Source organism: Azotobacter bryophylli, from assembly GCF_042643485.1.
In the GTDB taxonomy this organism is placed as follows: domain Bacteria; phylum Pseudomonadota; class Gammaproteobacteria; order Pseudomonadales; family Pseudomonadaceae; genus Azotobacter; species Azotobacter bryophylli.
In genome coordinates this window covers 22,603-45,500 of the sequence record NZ_JBHRSJ010000001.1, presented here as the reverse complement: position 1 = coordinate 45,500, position 22,898 = coordinate 22,603, and the positions used below count along the sequence as shown (strand labels likewise).

Here is a 22,898-nt window from a genome sequence, read left to right as displayed (position 1 = left end):
TCGGCTGCCGCAGAGACGCGCAGCCGCCGAAGAAGACCCTCCGACCGGAAGGACACTCCATGTTCCTCAGAATGCTCCTGTTCCCGGCCCTGCTCTTCGGGAGCGGCGCCTACGCCCAGGTCATGCAGCGCGAACTGGGCGACTTCGAACTGAAACTGGCCACCACCCCCACCCGCAACATGGCCCAGGGCCTGATCCAGCCGGCCCGCAGCGGCAACTTCCACGGCGGCCTGGACCTGACCCACGCCAACGGCTGGTATTTCGGCCAGTGGTCGCCGAGCGTGGGCATCACCCCGGGCTCCCAGCTGGAAATGGACTCCTACGTGGGCTACGCCGGCACACGCGGCAACGGCCCGGGCTACGAGATCGGCGTGATCCGCTACGCCTATCCCTACCTGAAGAACGCCGACCGGCACGAGGTCTACGCCGGCCTGACCCTGCTCGGCAGCCGCCTCGGCGCGGCCCTGAGCCGGGCCAACGACCGCGCCGACAACACCCTGCTGGTCGACCTCGGGCAGCGTTCGCCGCTGAACCTGGACGTGACCCTCAAGTACGCCAGCCACAGCCTGAACAACCCGGTGTCGCTGGCCAACGGCCGCAGCGTGCGCAACTACAACGACTGGTCGCTGAACCTGTCGCGACCCTGGCTGGGAATCCGCTTCGACCTCTCCTACAGCGGCTCGGACCTAGACAACCGCGGCGGCTGCGCGGTCTACTCCGGGCAGAACGCCCAGTGCAACGACTTCCTGCTGCTCAAGATGGAGCATCCCCTGTACTGACAGGCAACAATTCAGCCCGTTTCGGCGCACGCGCCCATCGACCGCACTAAAATAGCGCACCATAAAGCCCCATAATCAGGCGCCACCCCGCCGCATCCCGCGGCCCGCCGGACTCCTACGGCCTTGGCAAGCCCCTTGCTCGAAGTCCGGCATCGATCGATGCGGAAACTGCCCCATGCTGGTGATCCACCGACGCACTGCCGCGCGTCCCGACTGGGACGCCGAACTGGAACTGACCTTCGACGCCCGCAGCAAAAGCCGCCTGCGCTGCTTCGCCGGCAGCGGCGAGGAGGTCGGCCTGTTCCTCGAACGCGGCCAGCCGCCGCTGCGCGACGGCGAGTTCCTCGAAGCGCAGGACGGCCGCATCGTGCGCGTGCGCGCCCGGCCGGAGCCGTTGCTGCACGTCACCTGCGCCGACGCCCTGGAACTGACCCGCGCCGCCTATCACCTGGGCAACCGCCACGTCGCCCTGCAGATCGGCGACGGCTGGCTGCGCCTGCTCGACGACTACGTGCTCAGGGACATGCTGCTGCAGCTCGGCGCCACAGTGGAGGCCGTCGAGGCGCCCTTCCAGCCCGAGCACGGCGCCTACGGCGGCGGCCACCACCATTCCCACGCCGGCGACGCCGAATTCAGCTACGCCCCGCGTCTGCACCAGTTCGGCGTGCGCCCATGAGCGGGACCTGGGCGCTGCTGCGCCTGGCCAGTCCGCAGCTGCCGATCGGCGGCTACAGCTATTCCCAGGGCCTGGAGCTGGCCGTCGAGCGGGGGCTGGTGCACGACCCAGCCAGCGCCCGGCGCTGGCTGGAGGACCAGCTGCGGCTCAACCTCGCCCGCTTCGAGGCGCCGCTGCTGCTGGCCCATTGCCAGGCCGCGGCGGCCGACGACTGGGATCGCCTGCGCACGCTCGCCGAGCGCCACGGCGCCAGCCGCGAGACCCGCGAGCTGCGCCAGGAGAGCCGGCAGATGGGCTACTCCCTGCAGCAGTTGCTGGAGGGCCTGCCGGAGCTGGACGAGCCGTCCCGCGCCCTGCTCGCCGGCATCGGGGAACCCGGCCTGGCCCTGGCCTGGGCGCTGGCCGCCCGCACCTGGCGAATCGCCCCGGCGGACGCGCTGTCCGCCTGGCTCTGGGGCTGGCTGGAGAACCAGCTGGCGGTGCTGATGAAGACCCTGCCGCTCGGCCAGCAGGCCGCCCAGCGTCTGACCTCCGCGCTGCTGCCGGTGCTCTCGGAGGCGCAGGCCGCGGCCGCCGACCTCGATCCCGAACGCTGGGGCAGCGCCGCCTTCGGCCTGGCCCTGGCGAGCATGGCCCACGAGCGCCAGTACAGCCGTCTCTTCCGTTCCTGATTGGAGAACACACATGAACAGCCAACCCCTGCGCGTCGGCATCGGCGGTCCGGTCGGTTCCGGCAAGACCGCCCTGACCCTGGCCCTGTGCCAGGCCCTGCGCGAGCGTTACAACCTCGCCGTGGTGACCAACGACATCTACACCCAGGAGGACGCCCAGTTCCTGGTGCGCAACGAAGCCCTGGCGCCGGAGCGGATCATCGGCGTGGAAACCGGCGGCTGCCCGCACACGGCGATCCGCGAGGACGCCTCGATCAACCTGGAGGCGGTGGACCAACTCAACCGCCGCTTCCCCGGCCTCGACCTGATCCTGGTGGAATCCGGCGGCGACAACCTGTCCGCCACCTTCAGTCCGGAGCTGTCCGACCTGACCCTGTACGTGATCGACGTGTCCGCCGGCGACAAGCTGCCGCGCAAGGGCGGCCCCGGCATCTGCAAGTCGGACCTCTTGGTGATCAACAAGATCGACCTGGCGCCCATGGTCGGCGCCTCGCTGGAGGTGATGGAGCGCGACGCGCGCAAGATGCGCGGCGAGCGTCCCTTCGTATTCAGCAACCAGAAGACCGGCCAGGGCCTGGCCGAGATCATCGCCTTCATCGAGCAACAGGGCATGCTCGGCACCGCCTGAGCCGCCCCCATTCCACTTCGGGAGATCGTCCATGAACCTGCGTCAAACCCTCGCCGTCGGCGCCCTGCTGCTCAGCCCGGCGCTCGCTTTCGCCCACGACGGCCACGACCACGCCGGCCTGCTCGCCGGCCTGGCCCACCCGATCGGCGGCCTCGACCACCTGCTGGCGATGCTCGCCGTCGGCCTCTGGGCCGCCCAGCAGAAAGGTTCGGCACGCTGGGCGCTGCCGCTGACCTTCGTGGCCGCCGTGCTGGCCGGCGGCTTGCTCGGTTTCGCCGGCCACGCCCTGCCGCTGCTGGAAAACGGCATCGCCGGCTCGGTCCTCGCCCTCGGCCTGCTGGTCGCCCTGGCGGCGCGCCCGCCGCTGGCCGCGGCACTCGGCCTGACCGCCCTGTTCGCCCTCGGCCACGGCGTCGCCCACGGTCTGGAGCTGCCGACCCTGGCCAGCCCCTGGGACTACGCCGCCGGCTTCGTCGTCGCCACCGCCGCCCTGCACGGCCTCGGCTACCGACTGGCGCGCCGTCTGCCGCAGGCCGTGGCGCCGCTGGTACGCATTGCCGGCGGCCTCACCGCGCTCGCCGGCGGCTGGCTGCTGGCTACCTGATAGCCGGGCGATACGGCGGGCGCCGCCCCGTCAGCGGAACGGCGGCTCGTCGAAGCTGCGCAGCTTGCGCGAGTGCAGCGAGTCGAGCTGGCTGCGCAGGAGGTCGAGGGCGGCCAGGCCGATCCGCAGGTGCTGGGTCACCGCCCGCTCGTAGAAGGCGTTGGCCGCGCCGGGTAGCTTGATCTCGCTGTGCAGCGGCTTGTCCGACACGCACAGGAGGGTGCCGTAGGGCACCCGCAGGCGATAGCCCTGGGCGGCGATGGTGCCGCTCTCCATGTCCACAGCCACCGCCCGCGACAGGTTGATCAGCGGCCGCTCCTGGGCCCAGCGCAGCTCCCAGTTGCGGTCGTCGTAGGTCAGCACGGTGCCGGTGCGCAGGCGCCGCTTGAGGGCGTCGCCGCGTTCGCCGGTGACCAGCGCGGCGGCCTCCTGCAGCGCCTGCTGCACCTCGGCAAGCGCCGGCAGCGGGATGTGCGGCGGCAGCACGCGGTCGAGGATGCCGTCGCGGCGCATGTAGGCGTGGGCCAGCACGTAGTCGCCGATGGTCTGCGACTGCCGCAGGCCGCCGCAGTGGCCGATCATCAGCCAACAGTGCGGGCGCAGCACGGCCAGGTGGTCGGTGATGTTCTTGGCGTTGGAGGGACCGACGCCGATGTTCACCAGGGTGACGCCGTGGCCGTCCTCGGCCACCAGGTGGTAGGCCGGCATCTGGTAGCGGTGCCAGAGCACCGAGTCGATCATCGCCTGCATCGCCCCTTCTTCCATGCCCCGCTCCAGCACCACGTTGCCCGGCAGCACCAGGCGCACGAAGCGCGTGTCTTCGCGCAGCTGGTCGAGCCCGTAGCGGATGAACTGGTCGACGTAGCGGTGGTAGTTGGTCAGCAGAACCCACGGCTGCACGTGGCGCCAATCGCTGCCGGTGTAGTGCACCAGGCGGCGCAGGGAGAAGTCCACCCGCGCCGCGTCGAACAGCGCCAGCGGGAAGGCTTCGGCCTTGTCCCATTCGTAGAGGCCGTCGGCGATGCGGTCGGTGGCTGCCGACAGGTCGGTGCTGGGGAACACCCGCGCCAGCTCGGCGGCGGTCACCCCCGATCCGGCCAGTTCGTCGCCCTGCTCCACCACGTAGGGATAGGGAATGTTCTGCTGGCTGACGCCGACCTCCACCTGCACCGTGAAGTCGCGCATCAGCGGGCGCAGCTGGTCGAGCAGGTAACCGCGGAAGGCCGCCGGCTGGGTCACGGTGACGCTGTAGGTGCCGGGCACCTGCACCCGGGCATAGGCGCGCACGGTGGATGGCACCTCGCCATGGCAGTGGTAGGTCAGGCGCAGCTGCGGATAGCGGAACAGGCTGCGCTGCCCGGCGTCCGGCTCGACCCGGTCCTTCAGATAGCGCTTGAGCGCCTGGTGCAGCGCCGTGGCCGCACGCTGGTGCAGACCGGCGAGAAGGTCCACCGCCTCCTCGGCGGTGGCGGCGGTGATGAAAGCTCCTGAGTCGATGTTCACGTTCCGGCTCTCTGTCTTGTTTTCTCGAACCTATCTTGCCCGCTTTCCGGCGCCGGGCGATAGCCGCCGGGCCGGACGGCGGCCTCCGGAGACGGTGACGGGCCTCTAGTACGGGCCCCCGACGCACGGAAAACGCAACGCTGGGTCTTGCGCATCACCATTAATGAGAATTAATATCAATGGCGAATGCTAAGACGTCACAAGGATCGACATGCTCAGCGAATCATCCGTCCTCGCCCGCCTCGGCCACGGCGAAGCCATCCACGGTCTGCTCGGCTCGGTGCCCTCGCCGCTGCTCTGCGAGATGGTCGCCGCCGCCGGCTACGACTTCCTGATCCTCGACCGGGAGCACCTGCTGCGCGGCGAGGAAGAACTGATGCACTGCCTGCGCGCCTGCGAGGCCGCCGGCATCGCCGCCTGGCTGCGCCTGCCGGAGGTGGACGCCAAACAGATCGGCCGCGCCCTGGACGCCGGCTTCGAAACCATCGTCCTGCCCCGGGTGGAAAGCGCCGACGAGGTCGCCCGGGCCGTCGCCGCCGCCTGGTTTCCGCCGCAGGGTCGGCGCGGCATCAGCGGCGGGCGCGTCACCGGCTTCGGCGCCCTGGCGCTGCCCGACTACATCGCCCGGGTCAACGGCGAGCCGCGCATCGTGCCGATGATCGAGAGCGCCGCCGGCCTCGAGGCCCTGCCGGCGATCCTCGCCCAGCCCGGCGTCGCCATGGTCCTGGAAGGCGCGCTGGACCTGGCCCTCGACCTGGGACTCGGCCCGCAGCCGGCCCACCCGCAGGTCTGGCGGGCGCTGCAGCGCATCGCCGAGGCCTGCGCCGAAGCCGGCGTGCCCTTCTGCGCCAACCCGCGCACCCCCGAACAGCTCGATCACTGGCGAGAGCGCGGCATCCGCTGCTTCCTCGCCGGCGAGGACCGCGGCCTGCTGCTCGCCGCCCTGAAGAACCGCCTGCACGACCTGCAACAGAAGAACTAAGGAGCAAGAAGCCATGAAGTACAAGGCCGCACGCCACATCCGCTGGTCTCTCAGTCTGCTCACCCTGGCGCTGGCCCAGGCCGCCGCAGCCGCCGAAGACGTCAAGGACGAGGAAAAGACCAAGGAGGAGAAGCTCTCGCTCGCCTCCCAGGTGATCAAGGGCGACGTCCTCGGTCACGGCAGCGACGAGGAGGTCCGCACCTACGCCGGCAGCCGCAGCGTGGTCAAGTCCGAGGATCTGAAGAAGGCCAGCGTGCGCGGCCTGGACGACGCCCTGCAGCGCGTGCCGGGGGTGAAGGTGTTCGACGAGACCGGCACCGGCGTGCTGCCGCAGATTTCCGTGCGCGGCCTCTACGAGAGCCGCAGCGGCCGGGTCCAGGTGCTCTCCGACGGGATTCCGCTGTCGCTCGCGCCCTACGGCCAGACCAGCCTGTCGCTGTTCCCGCAGACCCTGCAGACCGTCGACCGGATCGACATCGTGCGCGGCGGCGCCGCCGTCCAGTACGGCCCGAACAACGTCGGCGGGGTGATCAACTTCATCAGCAAGCCGATCCCGAAGAAATGGGAAAACAACATCGGCGAGCGCCTCACCTTCTCCCCCGGCGGCCACCAGCTGTACGACACCTACCTGAGCACCGGCGGCCACCTGACCGACAACTTCGGCCTGATGCTGGAGTACAACAACAAGAGCGGCCACTACGACCGCGACCACTCCAACACCGACGTGGACAACGTCCGCCTGCGCGGCCAGTGGGACATCGACGACGTGCGCAGCCTGAGCTTCGGCCTGCAGCACTACGAGGCCGACATGGAGCTGGCCGGCGCCCTCAGCGTGAAAGACTACAAGCACGACTGGCGCGACTCGACCCGCGACCTCGACCGCTTCAAGGGCAACACCGACCGGGTCTGGGGCACCTACACCCAGTTCCTCGGCTCCCACGGCCCGCTGGAGGACATGGAGTTCAGCCTCACCGGCTTCGCCCACGACAGCGACCGCAACTTCATCGTCGGCCTGGATTCCAAGTCGCAGTTCACCCCGGACGCCACGCCGGCCTACCGGCAGAGCGCCCCGCGCAACTTCAAGGTCTGGGGCATCGAGCCGAAGGTGAGCTTCAGCTTCTACGGCGACGTGGTGGACCAGACCTGGCTGGTCGGCGGCCGCTACGTCAGCGAGGACACCCAGTTCGACGTCAACAAGACCAGCCTGTCCACCGGCGCGACCAGCGTGGTCCGCGACTGGAGCTTCAACACCGACGGCGGGGCCTTCTTCGTCAGCGACGCCATCAGCCTGCTCGACGGCCGCCTGACCATCACCCCCGGCGTGCGCCACGAGCACGTGGAGATGAACTATTCCGACGCCGTCAGCCGCAAGAGCACGGCCAACACCAGCGACGAGTGGCTGCCCGGGATCAACGCCGGCTTCCAGCTCACCGACCACTGGTTCCTCTTCGCCGACGCCCAGCGCTCGCTGCGCGTGCCGCAGATCACCTCGATCGTCAAGGACGGCGACGTCGGCTCCGAAGTGGCCTGGAACTACGAGGCCGGCTTCCGCTACACCCCGCTGGCCAACCTGCGCTTCGACTTCAACCTGTACCGCATCGACTTCGACAACCAGATCGAATACAACCGCACCACCGACACCTACCAGAACATCGGCAAGACCCGCCACCAGGGCTTCGAGACCGAGATGTTCTGGACCCCGGTGGAAAAGCTCGACCTGCACGTCGGCTACGCCTATCTGGACGCCGAGCAGCGCGCCGGCCAGTACCGCGGCAACGAAGTGCCCTTCTCCTCCAAGCACCAGTTCAACGTCGACGGCCGCTATCGCCTGAACCAGGACTGGACCTACGCCCTGGACGGACTCTTCGTCAGCAAGGCCTTCACCGACACCGCCAACACCAAGGACGAGAACGCCATCGCCTCGGTCGGCCAGCTGCCCTCCTACTGGGTCTGGAACACCTCCCTGGAGCGCAGGTTCCGCTTCAGCGGCGACGAGCTGACCACCTCGATCGGCATCAGCAACCTGTTCGACAACCGCTACTACTTCCGCGGCATGGACACCAGCCCCTGGGGCCGCCAGTCCGCGCCCGGCCGCACCGTCACGGTCGCCGCCAACTACCGCTTCTGATCCACCCTCCCCAACCCGCATCCATCTGCAGGCATCGCCGTCCAGCCTCACGGCCGGACGGCCCCTGCCCGGAGAACGCCATGCCAAGGCCCATCGTCATCCTCAGTCACGTCGCCACCCACGCCGTCTGCGAGGGCTTCCTGCCCGCCGCCCGGCGGCGCGGACACCCGCTGCTGCTCGTCACCGACCACGCCCAGGGCCACTGGCGCCACCTGGCCGACGCCGAAATCGAGATCGACGCGCTGGAGATCCTCGAGTGCGACGTGTTCAACCCGCTGGCGGTGATCGAACTGCTGCACGCCCAGGGCCTGCGCCCGCGGGCGGTGTTCTCCAACAGCGACCACCTGCAGACCAGCTGCGCGCTGGTGGCCGAGGCCTTCGACTGCCCCGGCAAGGACTGGCGGATCTGCCACGCGGCGAAGAACAAGGCGGAGATGCGCGAGCGCCTGCAGCGCCTCGGCCTGCCCGGCCCCTGGTTCCGGGTGCTCACTCCCGGCGCGGCGCTGCCGAGCGATGCCCCCTTCCCGCTGGTGGCCAAGCCGCGCGAGGGCGTCGCCAGCCTGGACGTGCAGCTGTGCCGCAACGCCGGCGAACTGGCCGCCTACTGCGAGGCCTTCTGGCAGCGCCAGCCGAACCGCGCGCTGCTGCTGGAGGCCTACCTGCAGGGGCCGCTGTTCACCCTGGAGACCCTCGGCGACGGCCAGAATCTGCAGGCCATCGGCGGCTTCGACGTGACGCTCTCGTCGCCGCCGCACTTCGTCGAGCTGGAGGCGCGCTGGAACGGCCCGCTGAGCCGCGGCGCGCGCCAGGCGGCGCTGGCCCAGGTGGCCGCCTTCGGCGTCAACTTCGGGGTCTGCCACAGCGAGTTCATCCTCACCGCCGACGGCCCGGTGCTGGTGGAGATCAACTACCGCAGCATCGGCGATGGCCGCGAGTTCCTCCTCGACCGCCTGCTGCCGCAGGGCTGGTTCGAGCGCATCCTCGCCCTGCACCTGGGCGAGCCGCTGGAAGAGAGCGAAAGCAGCGGCGCCGAAGCCCTGGTGCACTACCTGGTCGCCCCGCGCGACGGCCGTCTGCTGGCAGCCAGCCCGAGCTTCCGGGAAGAGGACGACGGCCACTGGGTCGACTACTGCGCGCTGCGCGAGGTCGGCGAGGAGATCCGCCTCAGCCACTCGAACAAGGACTACCTGGGCGTACTGCGCCTGATCGCCCCCGACGAGGCCGCGCTCGCCGCGCGCTTCGCCGCCGCGCGCAGCGACCTGCGCTGGGAGCTGGCATGAGCCCGGATAATCTCGACCAACAAGACCGCGCGGCCATCGGCCAGCGCATCCTCGACTGCTGCCTGCGCGAGGACATCCGCGGCCTGCTCGGCCGGGCGCGCGTCGCAGCCCTACCGGCGGAGCTGGCCACCCACTGGCCGCAGCCGGCGGAACCCGACTGGCTGTGCATCGACCACCTGGGCTGCGGCGAACTCTGGCTGCCGGTGCGCCGCGGCGCGCCGCTGCAGGACTGGAGCGCGGTCGGCGACCGTTGGCTGCGCCGCCAGGGCGAGCACGTGCAGCTGGAGCAGGGCTACCGGCGCTGGCTGGAGCACCTGGCCGCGGATCTCGACGCCGAGAGCCTGGCGCTGTTCGCCGACTATCTGGCGGAGGCCGACTGCGCGGTCGAGCACCGTCGCCTGTGCCGCGAGGCCTACGCCGCCCGGGCCGGCGCGCTGGGCGCGGTCCTCGACGAGCCCGACTGGGGCCGGCGCCTGCTCGGCATCGACCGCCTGGCCAGCTACCTGGACCATCCCTTCTACCCCACCGCGCGGGCCAAGAGCGGCTTCGACGCCGCGGCCCTGCAGGGCTACGCCCCGGAATTCGCACCGCGCTTCCGACTCAACTGGCTGGCGGTACCCAGGGCGATCCTCGAACGGACCGGCGCGCCGCCGGCGTTCTGGCCGAGCTTTCCCGAGGTCGGCCTGGACCCGGCGCTGGAGGCGAGCCATGCGCTGCTGCCGGTGCACCCGCTGACCTGGCCCGAACTGGACGCCCACGGCCTGCCGGAGGGCTGTCTACGCGCGCCGGAGAGCGCCCTGGAAGTGGAGCCGACCCTCTCGGTGCGCACCGTGCTGTGCGTCGGGGAGCCGCACTGGCACCTCAAGCTGCCGCTCTCGGTACGCACTCTCGGCGCGCGCAACCTGCGCCTGATCAAGCCGAGCACCCTGTACGACGGCCACTGGTTCCAGACCGTCCTCGAAGCCCTCGCCGCCCGCGACGACCAGCTCGGCGCGCGCTATGTGCACGTCGACGAGCGGCACGGCGGCCACGCCGCCGGCGAGCGCCATCTGGCCTACATCCTGCGACGCTACCCGGAGGGCCTGGAGCGGGCCACCCCGGTGCCGGTGGCCGCCCTGGCCAGCCGCCTGCCGGACGGCCGGCTGCTGGTCGAAGCGCTGGTCGAGCGCTTCGGCAGTGGCGATCTGATGGCCTGGTGGCAGGACTACCTCGACCTGCTGCTCGCCGTGCACCTGCGCCTGTGGCTGCGCTACGGCATCGCCCTGGAGGCCAACCAGCAGAATGCCGTGCTGCTGTTCGAGGCCGGCCGGCCGCTGCGCCTGCTGATGAAGGACAACGACGCCGCGCGGCTCTGGCCGGCGCGCTTCGCCGCCGCCTGCCCGGACCTGGCGCCGCGCCTGACCGAGCTGCGCGACGAGCGGATCCGCGTCGCCGAGGCCCGCCCGCTGGCGGAGATGTTCTGCACCATCACCCTGCAGCTGAACATCGTCGCGCCGCTGGAAGCCATGGCCGAGGCTGGCCTGGCCGGTCGCGAGGCGCTCTACGCCGTGCTGCGCCGACGCCTGCGCGCCGCGCTCGACGCGCTGGAGGACGAGGGCGTGGCGGTCGCCGAGGCGCGCCGCTTCCTGCTCGCCGCCCCGAAACTGCCGGTGAAGTACCTGCTCAGCGCCGGCAGCCTGTTCAGCAAGGAGCGCTCCGGCGCGGCCGACATCAACAAGTTCTACGGCTACAGCGCGGCGAACTTCCTCCAGGAGCCGGCCCCATGCCCCGGCGCCTGACCGCCAGCGTGCTGCTCGGCCACTACCTGTCGGCCTTCACCGCCCTCGGCGTGCCGCTGTTCCTGCCGCGCATCCTCGCCGACCTCGGCAGCGCGGTGCCGACCTGGAGCATCGGCGCGCTCTACGTGCTGCCGACCCTGTGCACCGCGCTGGCGGCACCGCTCTGGGGCCGCCTGGCCGACCGCCACGGCTGCCGGCTGTCGCTGCTGCGCGCCCACGCCGGCCTGGCCGCCGGCTTCCTGCTCGCCGGCTTCAGCCCGAACCTGGCGGTCTTCGCCCTGGCGCTGGTCGTCCAGGGCACCTTCGGCGGCGCCATGGCGGCCTCCAACGCCTACCTGGCGACCCAGCTGCAGGGCGAAGGCCTGTCCCGCGCCCTCAACCTGACCCAGTACTCGGCGCGCCTGGCGATGCTCAGCGGCCCGGTGCTGGTCGGCCTGCTGGCCGATGCCGGGCTGGGCATCGAGCTGTACCGCTACCTGGCCTGGCTGCCGCTGCTGGCGTTCGCGCTGGTCCTGCCGCTGCCGGCCGACGCGCCGCGGCCGCGGCGACACCCGGCCGGCACGCCGGGCGCGACCGAGCTGCCGGCGGACCTGCTGCGCCTGCTCGCCGTGCAGTTCCTGTTCAGCTTCGCCATGGTGGTGACCTTTCCCTACTTCATGCCCTACGGCGAAGCCCTGGGGCTGAACGACGACGCGCTGATCGGCCTGCTCTACAGCCTGCCGCACCTGGTCTACCTGCTCGCCCTGCCCTGGGTCCAGCGCCTCGGCGGCCCGCTGCTGCCGGCCGGCCTCGTCCTGCTGGCGCTGGGCAACCTGCTGCAGTTCCTGCGCCTGCCGGCCGAGCTGCTGTTCGCCCTGCGCCTGCTCGCCGGACTGGGCATGCTGCTGGCCTTCGTCGGCCTGCACCGCTGCCTGGCCGAACGCCGCCGCGCCGGCGGCGCCGGACGGCTGTTCGGCTGGTTCGACGCCAGCGGCAAATGGGCCGGCACCGCCGCCGGCCTGGTCGCCGGACTGGCCTGCCAGCGCTACGGCGTCGCCATGCCCTTCCTGATCGCCTGCCTGGCCGCGCTCGCCGCGCTGGCCGTGACCTATCCGCTCCTCACCCGTTCGCCGGAGACCGCCCCATGACCCCAGTCGCCCGCTCTCCCCAGCAGCGCCGCCTCGACGGCGAGGCCCAGCGCCACGCCATCGACTGCCTGCTCAACTGCTACCTGCGCGAGTACGCCCTGCCCCGCGGCGAGGCCTGCCTCGACTGCCAGGCCCAAGACCTGCCCATGACCCTGCGCCACGCCGAAGGCCGCTGCGTCGACATCCGGCTGGCCGACGGCAGCCGCCTGGCGCTGCTCGCCGACCGCACCAGCGCGCTCGGCCGCTGCCGCTTCGTCAGCGCGCCCTACTTCAAGGGGCTCGGCCAGGGCTGGCGGCCGCTGGACGCCACCGAACTGGCGCGCCTGCTGCTCGCCCCGCTGAACGGCCCGGAGCGCCACGGCGAACTGCTCGAACAGATCGACAACAGCCTGCGCGTCACCCGTACCTTCCTTCACCACGCCCGCGCCGCCAACCAGGAGCCGGCCGGCAGCCGCGAGCCGACGGACAGCCATGAGCCGATGGACAGCCTCTTGCTCTCCGAACAGGGCCAGGTCTGGGGCCACGCCCTGCACCCGACGCCGAAGAGCCGCGACGGCGTCTCCGAGGCCGACCTGCTGGCCTGCTCGCCGGAGGTCGGCGCGCAGTTCCCGCTGCACTGGTTCCGCGTCGATCCGACCCTGGTCCGCCACCAGGGCGACGACCCGCGCGGCCTGCTGGCGCGGATCGCCGGGGCCGACGACCTCTACCCCTGCCACCCCTGGGAGGTTTCCCGGGTGCTGGCCGACCCGCTGGTCCGCCGGGTACGCGACCTCGGCCTGCTGGAATACCTCGGCCCGCAGGGCCTGGCGCTCTACCCGACCTCCTCGGTGCGCACCCTCTACCACCCGGAACTGAGCCACTTCCTCAAGTTCTCGATCCATGTGCGGCTGACCAACTGCGTGCGCAAGAACGCCTGGTACGAACTGGACAGCGCGGTGGCCCTGACCCGCCTGCTCGACCCGCTGATGCGCGAGCTGGACGAGCGCCAGCCGGGCTTCGCGCTGATGCCCGAGCCGGCCGCCAGCACCCTGGACCTGTCCGCCCACGGCAGCGCAGAGGAGGCCCGCGAAGTCACCGAGTGCTTCGGCATCCTCTACCGGCAGAACCTCGACGCGGCCAGCCGCGCGCGCCACCGGCCGCGGGTGGCCATGGCCCTGTTCACCTGGAACCTGGACGGCGGCAGCGCCTGCCAGCCGCTGATCGCGCAGTGCGCGGCCCGACTCGGCGTCGCCCCGGCCGAGGCCGCGCGGCGCTGGCTGCGCGCCTACGCCGAACTGCTGCTGGGCGGCTCGCTGCACTGCCTGTTCCGCCACGGCGTGGTGCTGGAGCCGCACCTGCAGAACACCCTGCTCGGCTTCGACGCGCAGGGCCTGCCCTGCCGGGTGTGGATCCGCGACCTGGAAGGCACCAAGCTGGTCCCCGAGCACTGGCCGGCCGAGCGCCTCGCCCACCTCGACGAACGCACCCGCACCTCGCTGCACTACGACGCCGACAAGGCCTGGAAGCGGGTCGCCTACTGCACCCTGGTCAACAACCTGGGCGAGGCGGTGTTCCACCTGGCCGGCGGCGACGCGGCGCTGGAGCAGTGTCTGTGGAGGGAGATCGCCGAGCTCCTCGAAGCGCAGCGCGCACCGCTCGGCGACCCGCCGGCACTGCGCGAGCTGTGCGCCGGCGCGCCGCTGCCGAGCAAGGAGAACTTCATGACCCGCCTGCTGCGCAAGGCCGACCGCGAGGCCGGCTACACCGCCCTGCCCAACCCGCTGACCGCTGCCTGCCGGGGAGACTGCCGATGAACCTGCCCGCTTCCGTCCGCGAAGCCATCGCCGAGCTGCGCCGCGACCGCCGCGAGCCGCTGTGCGCCTATCTCTACGACCTGCCGGCGCTGGCGCGCCACGCCCGCACCCTGCGCGCGGCGCTGCCGGCCGGCTGCGAGCTGTTCTACGCCGCCAAGGCCAACCCCGAGGCGCCGATCCTGCGCACCCTGGCACCCTGGGTCGACGGCTTCGAGGCGGCCTCCGGCGGCGAGCTGCGCTGGCTCCACGAGCGCCATCCGGACAAGCCGCTGATCTTCGGTGGCCCGGGCAAGCTGGACAGCGAGCTGGCCGCCGCCATGGACTGCGGGATCTCCGCCTTCCACGTGGAGAGCCTCGGCGAACTGCGCCGCCTGGCCGCCGTCGCCAGGGCCCACGGGCGCCCGGCACCGGTGCTGCTGCGGCTCAACCTCAGGCTCGACGAAGCGCCGGACAGCCGCCTGGTGATGGGCGGCAAACCGACGCCCTTCGGTCTCGACGAGGAGGCCCTGGACGAGGCCCTGGCGCTGCTCGCCGACGAGCCCTGGCTGAAACTCGAGGGCCTGCACTTCCACCTACTTTCCCATCAGTTGGACACCAGCGCCCACCTGCAGCTGCTGCGCAGCTACTTCCGCTGCTTCCGCCAGTTGAACGCGCGCCACGGCCTGGACCTTTCGCTGCTCAACGTCGGCGGCGGCATGGGCATCGACTACCGGGACCATGCCCGCTCCTTCGACTGGCCGGGCTTCTGCGCGGGGCTGGCGGCGCTGATCGAAGAGGAAGGCATGGCCGGGACGCGCATCCGTTTCGAGATCGGCCGCTTCCTCGCCGCCGCCTGCGGCTACTACCTGATGGAAGTGCTGGACATCAAGCGCAACCACGGCCAGTACTTCGCCGTGGCCCGCGGCGGCACCCACCACTTCCGCACCCCCGCGGCCCAGGGCCACGACCATCCCTTCGTGGTGGTGCGCGGCGAACGACCGGCCGAGCTGGAGAACCAGCCGGTGACCCTGGTCGGCCAGTTGTGCACGCCCAAGGACGTGCTGGCCCGCCAGCAGCCCGTGGCGGCCCTGGCGGTCGGCGACCTCTTGGTGTTCACCCTGGCCGGCGCCTACGCCTGGAACATCTCGCACCAGCACTTCCTGATGCACGAGCCGCCGCAGATGGTCTTCATCGGGGCCTGATCGCCGCCTATTCCAGCTGCGGCGCGCTGCGTTCCAGCAGCACCTCGACCGCGAGCCCCCGCGGCAGGGTGCCGAACACCCGCCCGCCCTCGCCCAGGCGGCTGCGGATGAAGGCTTCGGCCACCGCGCCGTTGCCGCTGTCCAGGAGCAGGCGGGCCTGCAGCGTCAGGGCCAGCTCCTCGACCAGGCGGCGGGCGCGGTAGTGTGCCTCGCCGGGGTCGGCGAGTTCTGCCTTGAGCGCCTCGATCCGCGCGCGCAGCCGCGGGTCGCCGCCGCCGTCGCCCAGCCCGTCGAACAACGCATCGAGGGTCGCCGGTTCCTTGCCCAGGGCGCGCAGCACATCCAGGCACTGCACGTTGCCGGAGCCCTCCCAGATCGAGTTGACGGGCGCCTCGCGGTACAGCCGCGGCAGGATGCTCTCCTCCACGTAGCCTGCGCCACCCAGGCACTCGGCCGCCTCGCCGATCAGGGTCGGCGCGCGCTTGCAGATCCAGTACTTGCCGATGGCGGTGGCCAGCCGGGCGAAATGTCGCTCGCCCTCGTCCTCCCCGGCCCGGTCCATCGCCCGTGCCAGGCGCAGGGTGAGGGCCAGCGCGGCCTCGCTCTCCAGGGCCAGGTCGGCCAGCACGTTCTGCATCAGGTGGTATTCGCCGAGCACCTGGCCGCCGACCAGACGGTGCGCGCAGTGGTGCAGGGCCTGGGTCAGCGCCTGGCGCATCAGGGCGCTGGAGCCGATCATGCAGTCGAAGCGGGTCAGGCCGACCATCTCCATCAGCACCGCCAGGCCGCGTCCCTCCTCGCCGACCATCTTGGCCAGGGCGCCGCGGTACTCCACTTCGGCGGAGGCGTTCGACCAGTTTCCCAGCTTGTCCTTCAGGCGCTGGATGTAGAGGGCGTTGCGACTGCCGTCCGGACGGTGGCGCGGCAGCAGGAAGCAGGACAGGCCGCCGTCGCTGTAGGCCAGGGTGAGGAAGGCGTCGCTCATCGGCGCCGAGCAGAACCACTTGTGGCCGAGCAGCTCGTAGGCCTGCCCCGGCCCGGTCGCGCCGATCGCCGAGGCGCGGGTGGTGTTGGCGCGCAGGTCGGTGCCGCCCTGCTTCTCGGTCATGGCCATGCCGATGGTGACCCCGGCCTTCTTCTCCATGGGGACGTTGCGCGGGTCGTACTCCGTGGCCATGACCCGCGGCAGCCAGCGGGCGGCGATCTCCGGCTGGCGGCTCAGGGTCGGCACGCAGGCGAAGGTCATGGTCAGCGGGCAGGCGGTACCGGCCTCGATCTGGTTGTGCAGGTACATCAGGGCGGCGCGGGCGACATGGGCGCCGGCGCGCGGCTCGCTCCAGGGCAGCGAGTGCAGGCCGTGGGAGACGGCCGCGCGCATCAGCTCGTGATAGGCCGGATGGAAGTCCACCTGGTCGATGCGATGGCCGAAGCGATCGTGGGTGCGCAGCAGCGGCCGGTTCTGGTTGGCGAGAAAGCCCGCCGCCATCAGCGGACCGCCGGCCAGCTCGCCGTAGGCCTCCAGCCGATCGCTGGCCCAGTCGCCGTGGAAGCGGCGGACCCACTCCTGCAGCGGCAAGTCGATGCGGTAGAGATTGGCGCCGTCCAGCGGCGGCACCTGGTTGGTCACCTCATGGGTTTCGGCGATGACGGTCGGCATGGCGGGCTCTCGCGGCGGACGGCAGGAAGGGAACGGACAGCAGCCTTGAGTCTAGCCAGCGCGGGCCGATCCGGACGCCGGGCCTGCAGCCTGGCGCGTCTTTTGGTGATAAGCTCGCACGCCATGAAAACGCCTACATTCCCGCCCACGTCCCGCCCCGTCGTTCTCTGCCTGTCCGGCCACGACCCCAGCGGCGGCGCCGGCCTGCAGGCCGACATCGAGGCCCTGCTGGCCCAGGGCTGCCACGCCGCCCCGACCGTCACCGCGCTGACCGTGCAGGACACGGCGAATGTCTCCGGTTTCCGCGTGCTCGAGCGCGACTGGGTGCTGGCCCAGGCCAGCACGGTGATCGCCGACCTGCCGGTCGCCGCGGTCAAGCTGGGCATGCTCGGCGCCGTGGAGATGGTCGACACGGTGGTCGAAATCATGCAGCGACTGCCCGGCGTACCGCTGGTCTGCGACCCGGTGCTGCGCGCCGGCGGCGGCGGCACCCTGGGCAAGGACGACGTCGGCTACGCGATCCGCGAACGCCTGCTGCCGATCTGCCATATCGCCACCCCGAACCTGCCGGAGGCACGCCTCCTCGCCGGGCTGCCGGAGGGCACGGCGGATCAGTGCGCCGAGAAGCTGCTGGCCCATATCCGCCACCTGCTGATCACCGGCGGCCACGGCGACGAGGCCGAGGTGCACAACCGCCTCTACTCCCGCGACGGCGCGCCCCAAACCTTCACCTGCGTGCGCCTGCCGGGCAGCTACCACGGCTCCGGCTGCACCCTGGCCAGCGCCCTGGCCGGACGCCTGGCCCAGGGCGAAGCGCTGGACAGCGCGGTGCGCACGGCCCTCGACTACACTTGGCGCACCCTGCGCGACGCCGAGGCTCCGGGCCGCGGCCAGTACGTGCCACGCCGCCTGCCGCTGGACTTCTGCTCATGAACAAGCCCCTGCGCGGCCTCTACGCCATCACCGACAGCCAGCTGCTCGCCGGCGGCCGGCTGCTTCCCTACGTGGCGGCGGCCCTGGCCGGCGGCACCCGGCTGCTGCAGTACCGCGACAAGTCCGCCGACGCCGCCCGCCGTCTGGACGAAGCGGGCGCGCTCGCGGAACTCTGCGCCCGTCACGGCGCCGCGCTGATCGTCAACGACGACCTCGAACTGGCCGCGCGCCTCGGGGTCGGCCTGCACCTGGGCCAGGAGGACGGCTCGCTGGCCGCCGCCCGCGCCCGCCTGGGCGAAGCGGCGATCATCGGCGGCACCTGCCACGCCCGGCTCGACCTGGCCGAGCGGGCGGTCGCCGAGGGCGCCAGCTACGTCGCCTTCGGCCGCTTCTTCAACTCCAACACCAAGCCCGGCGCCCCGGCCGCCACGCCCGAGCTGCTGGAGCAGGCCCGCGCCCGCATCGCCCGGCCCATCGTCGCCATCGGCGGCGTGACCCTGGAAACCGCGCCCGGACTGATCCGTCGCGGCGCCGACATGGTCGCGGTGATCCACGCGCTGTTCGCCGCCGACTCCGCCGCCGAGGTGGAGCGCCGCGCCCGCGCCTTCGCCCAGCTGTTCGCCACCTGATTACCCGCCGGGGCGAACCCCTTAGCCCCGGCGCTGACTTCTGACTTGAGAGGCCCGTCATGTCCCGTTCGGAAACCCTGTTCGCCAACGCCCAGAAACACATCCCCGGCGGCGTCAACTCGCCGGTGCGCGCGTTCAAGAGCGTCGGCGGCACCCCGCTGTTCTTCAAGCACGCCGAAGGCGCCTACGTCGTCGACGAGGACGACAAGCGCTACGTCGACTACGTCGGCTCCTGGGGCCCGATGATCCTCGGCCACGGCCACCCGCAGGTGCTCGACGCGGTGCGCCAGCAGCTGGAGCACGGCCTCTCCTACGGCGCGCCCACCGCCCTGGAGACCGAGATGGCCGATCTGGTCTGCAAGCTGGTGCCCTCCATGGAAATGGTGCGCATGGTCAACTCGGGCACCGAGGCGACCATGAGCGCGATCCGCCTGGCCCGCGGCTGCACCGGCCGGGACAACATCATCAAGTTCGAGGGCTGCTACCACGGCCATTCCGACAGCCTGCTGGTGAAGGCCGGCTCCGGCGCCCTGACCCAGGGCGTGCCGAGCTCCGCCGGCGTGCCGGCGAACTTCGCCCGCCACACCCTGACCCTGCCCTACAACGACCTAGCCTCGGTCGAGAAGACCCTCGCCGCGGTCGGCAAGGAAGTGGCGTGCATCATCGTCGAGCCGGTGGCCGGCAACATGAACTGCGTGCCGCCGGCGCCAGGCTTCCTCCAGGGGCTGCGCCAGCTGTGCAACCAGCACGGCGTGATCCTGATCTTCGACGAGGTGATGACCGGCTTCCGCGTCGCCCTCGGCGGCGCCCAGGCCCACTACGGCGTCACCCCAGACCTGTCCACCTTCGGCAAGATCATCGGCGGCGGCATGCCGGTCGGCTGCTTCGGCGGCAAGCGCGAGATCATGAGCTGCATCGCCCCCCTCGGCCCGGTCTACCAGGCCGGCACCCTGTCCGGCAATCCGCTGGCCATGGCCGCCGGCCTGGCCACCCTCGGCCTGATCAGCCGCCCGGGCTTCCACCAGGAACTGGCCGACTACACCACCCGTATGCTGCAGGGCCTGCAGGAGCGCGCCGATGCCGCCGGCATCCCCTTCGTCAGCACCCAGGCCGGCGGCATGTTCGGCCTGTACTTCAGCGGAGCCGACTCGATCGTCACCTTCGCCGACGTGATGGCCAGCGACGCCGAGCGCTTCAAGCGCTTCTTCCACCTGATGCTGGACGGCGGCGTGTACCTGGCCCCCTCCGCCTACGAGGCCGGCTTCACCTCCATCGCCCACGGCGACACGGAACTCGCCATCACCCTGGATGCCGCCGAGCGGGCCTTCGCCGCCCTGAAGCGGGCCTGACGGCCGGCGCAGGCCACCTGCCGGGCGGGCGAGATCCGTTGTTCGTCCGCCCGGCACGAACGGAAAGACTGTAAAGACTTTGTAAGGCCGGCGCTGCTTATACATAATGGGACGGCCGGTCAGTTTCCGCCGGCCGGGTCCGTCACCCGCTCCGATTCGAGGCACAGAGATTCCATGATCCGCACCGGACGCAATCTGACTCTGGGTTGCCTGTTGCTAGTCTCCCCCCTGCTGGCATCGGCAGGGGAGAACACCCTGCTGGTGCCGGCGCCCAGCAGCTGCACGCTGGACAGCCCTCCCGACGCGCTCCCCGCGGCGCTGATGCGTTGCGAACAGGCGGCACAGAACGGCGACCTCCAGGCGGAATACGAGCTCGGCGAGTTCTACTACGAGGGCAAGCGCACCCCGCGCGACCTGCAGAAGGCCCTGCACTGGCTGGAGCAGGCCTCGCTGCGTGGGCACCCCGATGCGCAGCACCGTCTGGGGCTGATGTTCTATCGCGGCGAAGGGGTCCAGGCCAACAACGTGCAGGCCTACATCGTCCTGAAGATGGCCGCGGTGAACGGTTCCGAGGAGGCGCTGGACAGCGCCGATCTGGTCGCCGAGCAGATGAGCCGCGACGAACTGGGCATCGCCACCCAGGTGCTCGGGCAGATCTTCCGCAACTACCTCATGGAGCTGCAGGCCCTGGAAGGCCGCTCGCCGTTCGCGCCGCTACCGTAGCGCCCGCCTCGGGCGCCGGCCCGCTCCGACTCAGTCCTTGCCCGGCATCGGCATGGGGAACGGCATGACGTTGCCGCCGCCCTTGGCCTCGCTGATCTTCGGCGTGCCCAGGCGCTCCACCTCGTCGATGCGGATGATCGAGTGCATCGGCACGAAGCTGCGCAGCACGCCCTCGAACTGGGACTTGAGACGCTCCTCGCTGGGGTCGACCACCACCTGGGTGCGCTCGCCGAAGACGAATTCCTCGATTTCCAGGAACCCCCACAGATCGCTCTGGAAGATCTGCCGGGCGTACATCTCGTAGACCTGGCCCTGGTTCAGGAAGATCACCTTGTAGATCGGGGCTTCACGCTTGCTCATGGGGACAACGGGATACACAGGAAAAAGGGGGCGCGAAGGATAGCACAAGGGGAAGACGGCATGACGGGCGGGGCCTGCCCGCCCCTCAGTAGACCTGGGCGATCCAGTCGTTCAGGTTGTAATGGTTGCTGATGCGCGCCACCTTGCCCTCTTCGATCTCGAAGAAGGCGCCGGCCGGCAGGACGTAGGTCTGGCCGCGGGCCGGCGGCAGGCCCTTGTCGTCGGCGAGATATTCGCCGTGCACCACGAACTCGGCGGCGGCGCGGCGGCCGTCGGCGCTGGTCATGATCACCAGGTCGGTCAGCCGCTCCCGGTAGCAGCGGTTCATCTGGGCCATGAACTCGACGAAGGCCGCCTTGCCGACCTGGCGCGCGCCCTGGAGAACCAGATCGCCGTGCTGCAGTCGCCCACCGTCGGCCTCGCCCCCTGGTCGCCGGCGCCCGACGAGAACCTCGGCCGCGCCGCCCTCTATGTGCCGTCCGACTACGGCCTGCCGCCCAGCGGGGTGCTCGCCGAGAGCGCCGAGCTGTGCCCGGCGCAGAGCCGCTGGCTGGTCGCCGACCTCGACCAGGTGCGCCGGGTGCGCGCCGAGGGCCAGGTGTTCATCCGCCGCGACTGGCCCGAACAGTTCGACCCGGCGCGGGTGTTCCGCCGCGACTGACGGGCGCCGGCAGGCCCCCTGTGGTCTGCCGGGAACCGCTGCCCTATAATGTGCGGTTCTTCGAATCACCCGACCGAATACCATGGCCAAGAAGCTTTTCATCGAAACCCACGGCTGCCAGATGAACGAGTACGACAGCTCGCGCATGGCCGATCTGCTGGGCGAACACCAGGCTCTGGAGCTCACCGAGAATCCGGCGGAGGCCGACGTCATCCTCCTCAACACCTGCTCGATCCGCGAGAAGGCCCAGGAGAAGGTCTTTTCCCAGCTGGGCCGCTGGCGCGAGCTGAAGCAGGCCAATCCCGAGTTGGTGATCGGCGTCGGCGGCTGCGTGGCCAGCCAGGAAGGCGCGGCGATCCGCGACCGCGCGCCCTACGTCGACGTGGTATTCGGTCCGCAGACCCTGCACCGCCTGCCGGAGATGATCGACGCCGCGCGCACCACCCGCGCGCCCCAGGTGGACATCTCCTTCCCCGAGATCGAGAAGTTCGACCGCCTGCCCGAGCCGCGGGTCGACGGCCCCAGCGCCTTCGTCTCGGTGATGGAAGGCTGCAGCAAGTACTGCAGCTTCTGCGTGGTGCCCTACACCCGCGGCGAGGAAGTCAGCCGGCCGCTGGACGACGTGCTCGCCGAAATCATCCACCTGGCCGAGAACGGCGTGCGCGAAGTCACCCTGCTCGGGCAGAACGTCAACGGCTACCGCGGCGCGACCCGCGACGGCGGCATCGCCGACTTCGCCGAGCTGCTCTACCTGGTCGCCGCCGTGGATGGCATCGAGCGCATCCGCTACACCACCAGCCACCCGCTGGAGTTCTCCGATGCGCTGATCCAGGCCCACGCCGAGATCCCGGAGCTGGTGAAGTTCGTCCACCTGCCGGTGCAGTCGGGCTCCGACCGCGTGCTGGCGGCGATGAAGCGCAACCACACGGCGCTGGAATACAAGTCGCGCATCCGCAAGCTGAAGGCTGCGGTGCCGGAGATGTGCCTCAGCTCGGACTTCATCGTCGGCTTCCCCGGCGAGACCGAGCAGGACTTCGCCCAGACCATGAAGCTGATCGAGGAGATCGGCTTCGACTTCTCCTTCTCCTTCGTCTACAGCGCGCGCCCCGGCACGCCGGCCGCCGACCTGCCCGACGACACCCCGGAAGAGGTGAAGAAGCAGCGCCTGTCGATCCTCCAGGCGCGCATCAACCAGCAGGGTTTCGAGATCAGCCGGCGGATGGTCGGCACCACCCAGCGCATCCTGGTCAGCGACTACTCGAAGAAGGACCCGGGCATGCTCCAGGGCCGCACCGAGAACAACCGCATCGTCAATTTCCGCTGCGACAATCCGCGGCTGATCGGCCAGTTCGCCCTGGTGCGCATCGACGACGCCCTACCCCACTCCCTGCGCGGCACCCTGCTGGACTGAGCGGCGGCGCGGGGCGCGCAGGCGGTTCGCCGCCGCCTGCCACCC

General features: G+C 70.8%; 20 protein-coding genes and 2 pseudogenes. 18 read left to right on the top strand and 4 right to left on the bottom strand.

Annotation, left to right across the window (positions count from 1 at the left end; genetic code table 11):
* Positions 1-59: 59 nt before the first annotated feature.
* The 5 genes from ACFOJE_RS00225 (at position 60) to ACFOJE_RS00205 (ending at position 3,358) form a co-directional block, all read left to right on the top strand.
* Positions 60-779 (top strand): TorF family putative porin, encoded by a 720-nt coding sequence (locus ACFOJE_RS00225; protein ID WP_377812211.1) that lies wholly within the window; start codon positions 60-62, stop codon positions 777-779.
* 175 nt (positions 780-954) lie between these two features.
* Positions 955-1,455, top strand: a complete 501-nt coding sequence (ureE, locus tag ACFOJE_RS00220) for an urease accessory protein UreE (RefSeq protein ID WP_377812210.1) — start codon at positions 955-957, stop codon at positions 1,453-1,455.
* Positions 1,452-2,126, top strand: coding sequence for an urease accessory protein UreF (locus ACFOJE_RS00215; protein ID WP_377812209.1), 675 nt, complete (start codon positions 1,452-1,454; stop codon positions 2,124-2,126). The genes ureE and ACFOJE_RS00215 overlap by 4 nt, the downstream gene beginning before the upstream one ends.
* A gap of 13 nt (positions 2,127-2,139) precedes the next feature.
* Positions 2,140-2,754, top strand: coding sequence for an urease accessory protein UreG (gene ureG, locus ACFOJE_RS00210; protein ID WP_377812208.1), 615 nt, complete (start codon positions 2,140-2,142; stop codon positions 2,752-2,754).
* A 31-nt stretch (positions 2,755-2,785) separates the two neighbouring features.
* Entirely contained in the window at positions 2,786-3,358 is a 573-nt protein-coding gene (locus ACFOJE_RS00205; protein WP_377812207.1) for a HupE/UreJ family protein, read from the top strand.
* 30 nt (positions 3,359-3,388) lie between these two features.
* Here ACFOJE_RS00205 and amn read toward each other — a convergent pair whose 3' ends face one another.
* The gene (gene amn / locus ACFOJE_RS00200; protein ID WP_377812206.1) at positions 3,389-4,861 is read right to left on the bottom strand and encodes an AMP nucleosidase; all 1,473 of its coding nucleotides are present in this window, start codon (positions 4,859-4,861) and stop codon (positions 3,389-3,391) included.
* Positions 4,862-5,072: 211 nt separating this feature from the next.
* On the opposite strand from amn, the gene ACFOJE_RS00195 reads away from it, so the two are divergent.
* The 7 genes from ACFOJE_RS00195 to ACFOJE_RS00165 all read left to right on the top strand — a co-directional run bounded on the left by ACFOJE_RS00195 (position 5,073) and on the right by ACFOJE_RS00165 (position 15,130).
* Positions 5,073-5,843, top strand: coding sequence for an HpcH/HpaI aldolase family protein (locus tag ACFOJE_RS00195; protein ID WP_377812205.1), 771 nt, complete (start codon positions 5,073-5,075; stop codon positions 5,841-5,843).
* Between the two features lie 13 nt (positions 5,844-5,856).
* Positions 5,857-7,971, top strand: coding sequence for a TonB-dependent receptor family protein (locus ACFOJE_RS00190; RefSeq protein WP_377812204.1), 2,115 nt, complete (start codon positions 5,857-5,859; stop codon positions 7,969-7,971).
* Between the two features lie 80 nt (positions 7,972-8,051).
* A complete protein-coding gene (locus ACFOJE_RS00185; protein ID WP_377812203.1) occupies positions 8,052-9,251 on the top strand; it encodes an ATP-grasp domain-containing protein in 1,200 nt (399 codons plus the stop codon).
* Positions 9,248-11,029, top strand: coding sequence for an IucA/IucC family protein (locus ACFOJE_RS00180; RefSeq protein WP_377812202.1), 1,782 nt, complete (start codon positions 9,248-9,250; stop codon positions 11,027-11,029). Before ACFOJE_RS00185 ends, ACFOJE_RS00180 begins: the two co-directional genes overlap by 4 nt.
* A complete protein-coding gene (locus ACFOJE_RS00175; RefSeq protein ID WP_377812201.1) occupies positions 11,014-12,156 on the top strand; it encodes an MFS transporter in 1,143 nt (380 codons plus the stop codon). The genes ACFOJE_RS00180 and ACFOJE_RS00175 overlap by 16 nt, the downstream gene beginning before the upstream one ends.
* Complete coding sequence (locus tag ACFOJE_RS00170; RefSeq protein WP_377812200.1) at positions 12,153-13,949, top strand: IucA/IucC family protein; 1,797 nt, start codon at positions 12,153-12,155, stop codon at positions 13,947-13,949. Before ACFOJE_RS00175 ends, ACFOJE_RS00170 begins: the two co-directional genes overlap by 4 nt.
* A complete protein-coding gene (locus ACFOJE_RS00165) occupies positions 13,946-15,130 on the top strand; it encodes a type III PLP-dependent enzyme (protein WP_377812199.1) in 1,185 nt (394 codons plus the stop codon). The genes ACFOJE_RS00170 and ACFOJE_RS00165 overlap by 4 nt, the downstream gene beginning before the upstream one ends.
* A 7-nt stretch (positions 15,131-15,137) precedes the next feature.
* Here ACFOJE_RS00165 and ACFOJE_RS00160 read toward each other — a convergent pair whose 3' ends face one another.
* On the bottom strand, positions 15,138-16,787 hold the full coding sequence (locus tag ACFOJE_RS00160; RefSeq protein WP_377812198.1) for an acyl-CoA dehydrogenase family protein: 1,650 nt from the start codon (positions 16,785-16,787) through the stop codon (positions 15,138-15,140).
* A 123-nt stretch (positions 16,788-16,910) separates the two neighbouring features.
* Here ACFOJE_RS00160 and ACFOJE_RS00155 point away from each other — a divergent pair, with 123 nt between their 5' ends.
* The 4 genes from ACFOJE_RS00155 to ACFOJE_RS00140 all read left to right on the top strand — a co-directional run bounded on the left by ACFOJE_RS00155 (position 16,911) and on the right by ACFOJE_RS00140 (position 20,421).
* Positions 16,911-17,720 (top strand): hydroxymethylpyrimidine/phosphomethylpyrimidine kinase, encoded by an 810-nt coding sequence (locus ACFOJE_RS00155; protein WP_377812197.1) that lies wholly within the window; start codon positions 16,911-16,913, stop codon positions 17,718-17,720.
* On the top strand, positions 17,717-18,349 hold the full coding sequence (thiE, locus tag ACFOJE_RS00150) for a thiamine phosphate synthase (protein ID WP_377812196.1): 633 nt from the start codon (positions 17,717-17,719) through the stop codon (positions 18,347-18,349). The genes ACFOJE_RS00155 and thiE overlap by 4 nt, the downstream gene beginning before the upstream one ends.
* Before the next feature lie 59 nt (positions 18,350-18,408).
* Positions 18,409-19,698 (top strand): glutamate-1-semialdehyde 2,1-aminomutase, encoded by a 1,290-nt coding sequence (gene hemL / locus ACFOJE_RS00145; RefSeq protein ID WP_377812195.1) that lies wholly within the window; start codon positions 18,409-18,411, stop codon positions 19,696-19,698.
* Between the two features lie 174 nt (positions 19,699-19,872).
* Positions 19,873-20,421 (top strand): tetratricopeptide repeat protein, encoded by a 549-nt coding sequence (locus tag ACFOJE_RS00140; RefSeq protein WP_377812194.1) that lies wholly within the window; start codon positions 19,873-19,875, stop codon positions 20,419-20,421.
* 30 nt (positions 20,422-20,451) lie between these two features.
* On the opposite strand, the gene ACFOJE_RS00135 is transcribed toward ACFOJE_RS00140, so the two are convergent.
* Both ACFOJE_RS00135 and ACFOJE_RS00130 read right to left on the bottom strand, forming a co-directional pair.
* Entirely contained in the window at positions 20,452-20,781 is a 330-nt protein-coding gene (locus ACFOJE_RS00135) for a DUF1820 family protein (protein WP_377812193.1), read from the bottom strand.
* An 85-nt stretch (positions 20,782-20,866) separates the two neighbouring features.
* Positions 20,867-21,160 (bottom strand): annotated as a pseudogene (locus ACFOJE_RS00130) (nuclear transport factor 2 family protein); the annotation flags it as partial.
* On the opposite strand from ACFOJE_RS00130, the pseudogene ACFOJE_RS00125 reads away from it, so the two are divergent.
* Positions 21,134-21,442: pseudogene (locus ACFOJE_RS00125) on the top strand (amidohydrolase); the annotation flags it as partial. The pseudogenes ACFOJE_RS00130 and ACFOJE_RS00125 overlap by 27 nt on opposite strands.
* An 82-nt stretch (positions 21,443-21,524) precedes the next feature.
* Entirely contained in the window at positions 21,525-22,853 is a 1,329-nt protein-coding gene (gene miaB, locus ACFOJE_RS00120) for a tRNA (N6-isopentenyl adenosine(37)-C2)-methylthiotransferase MiaB (RefSeq protein WP_377812192.1), read from the top strand.
* The last annotated feature ends 45 nt before the right edge of the window (positions 22,854-22,898 follow it).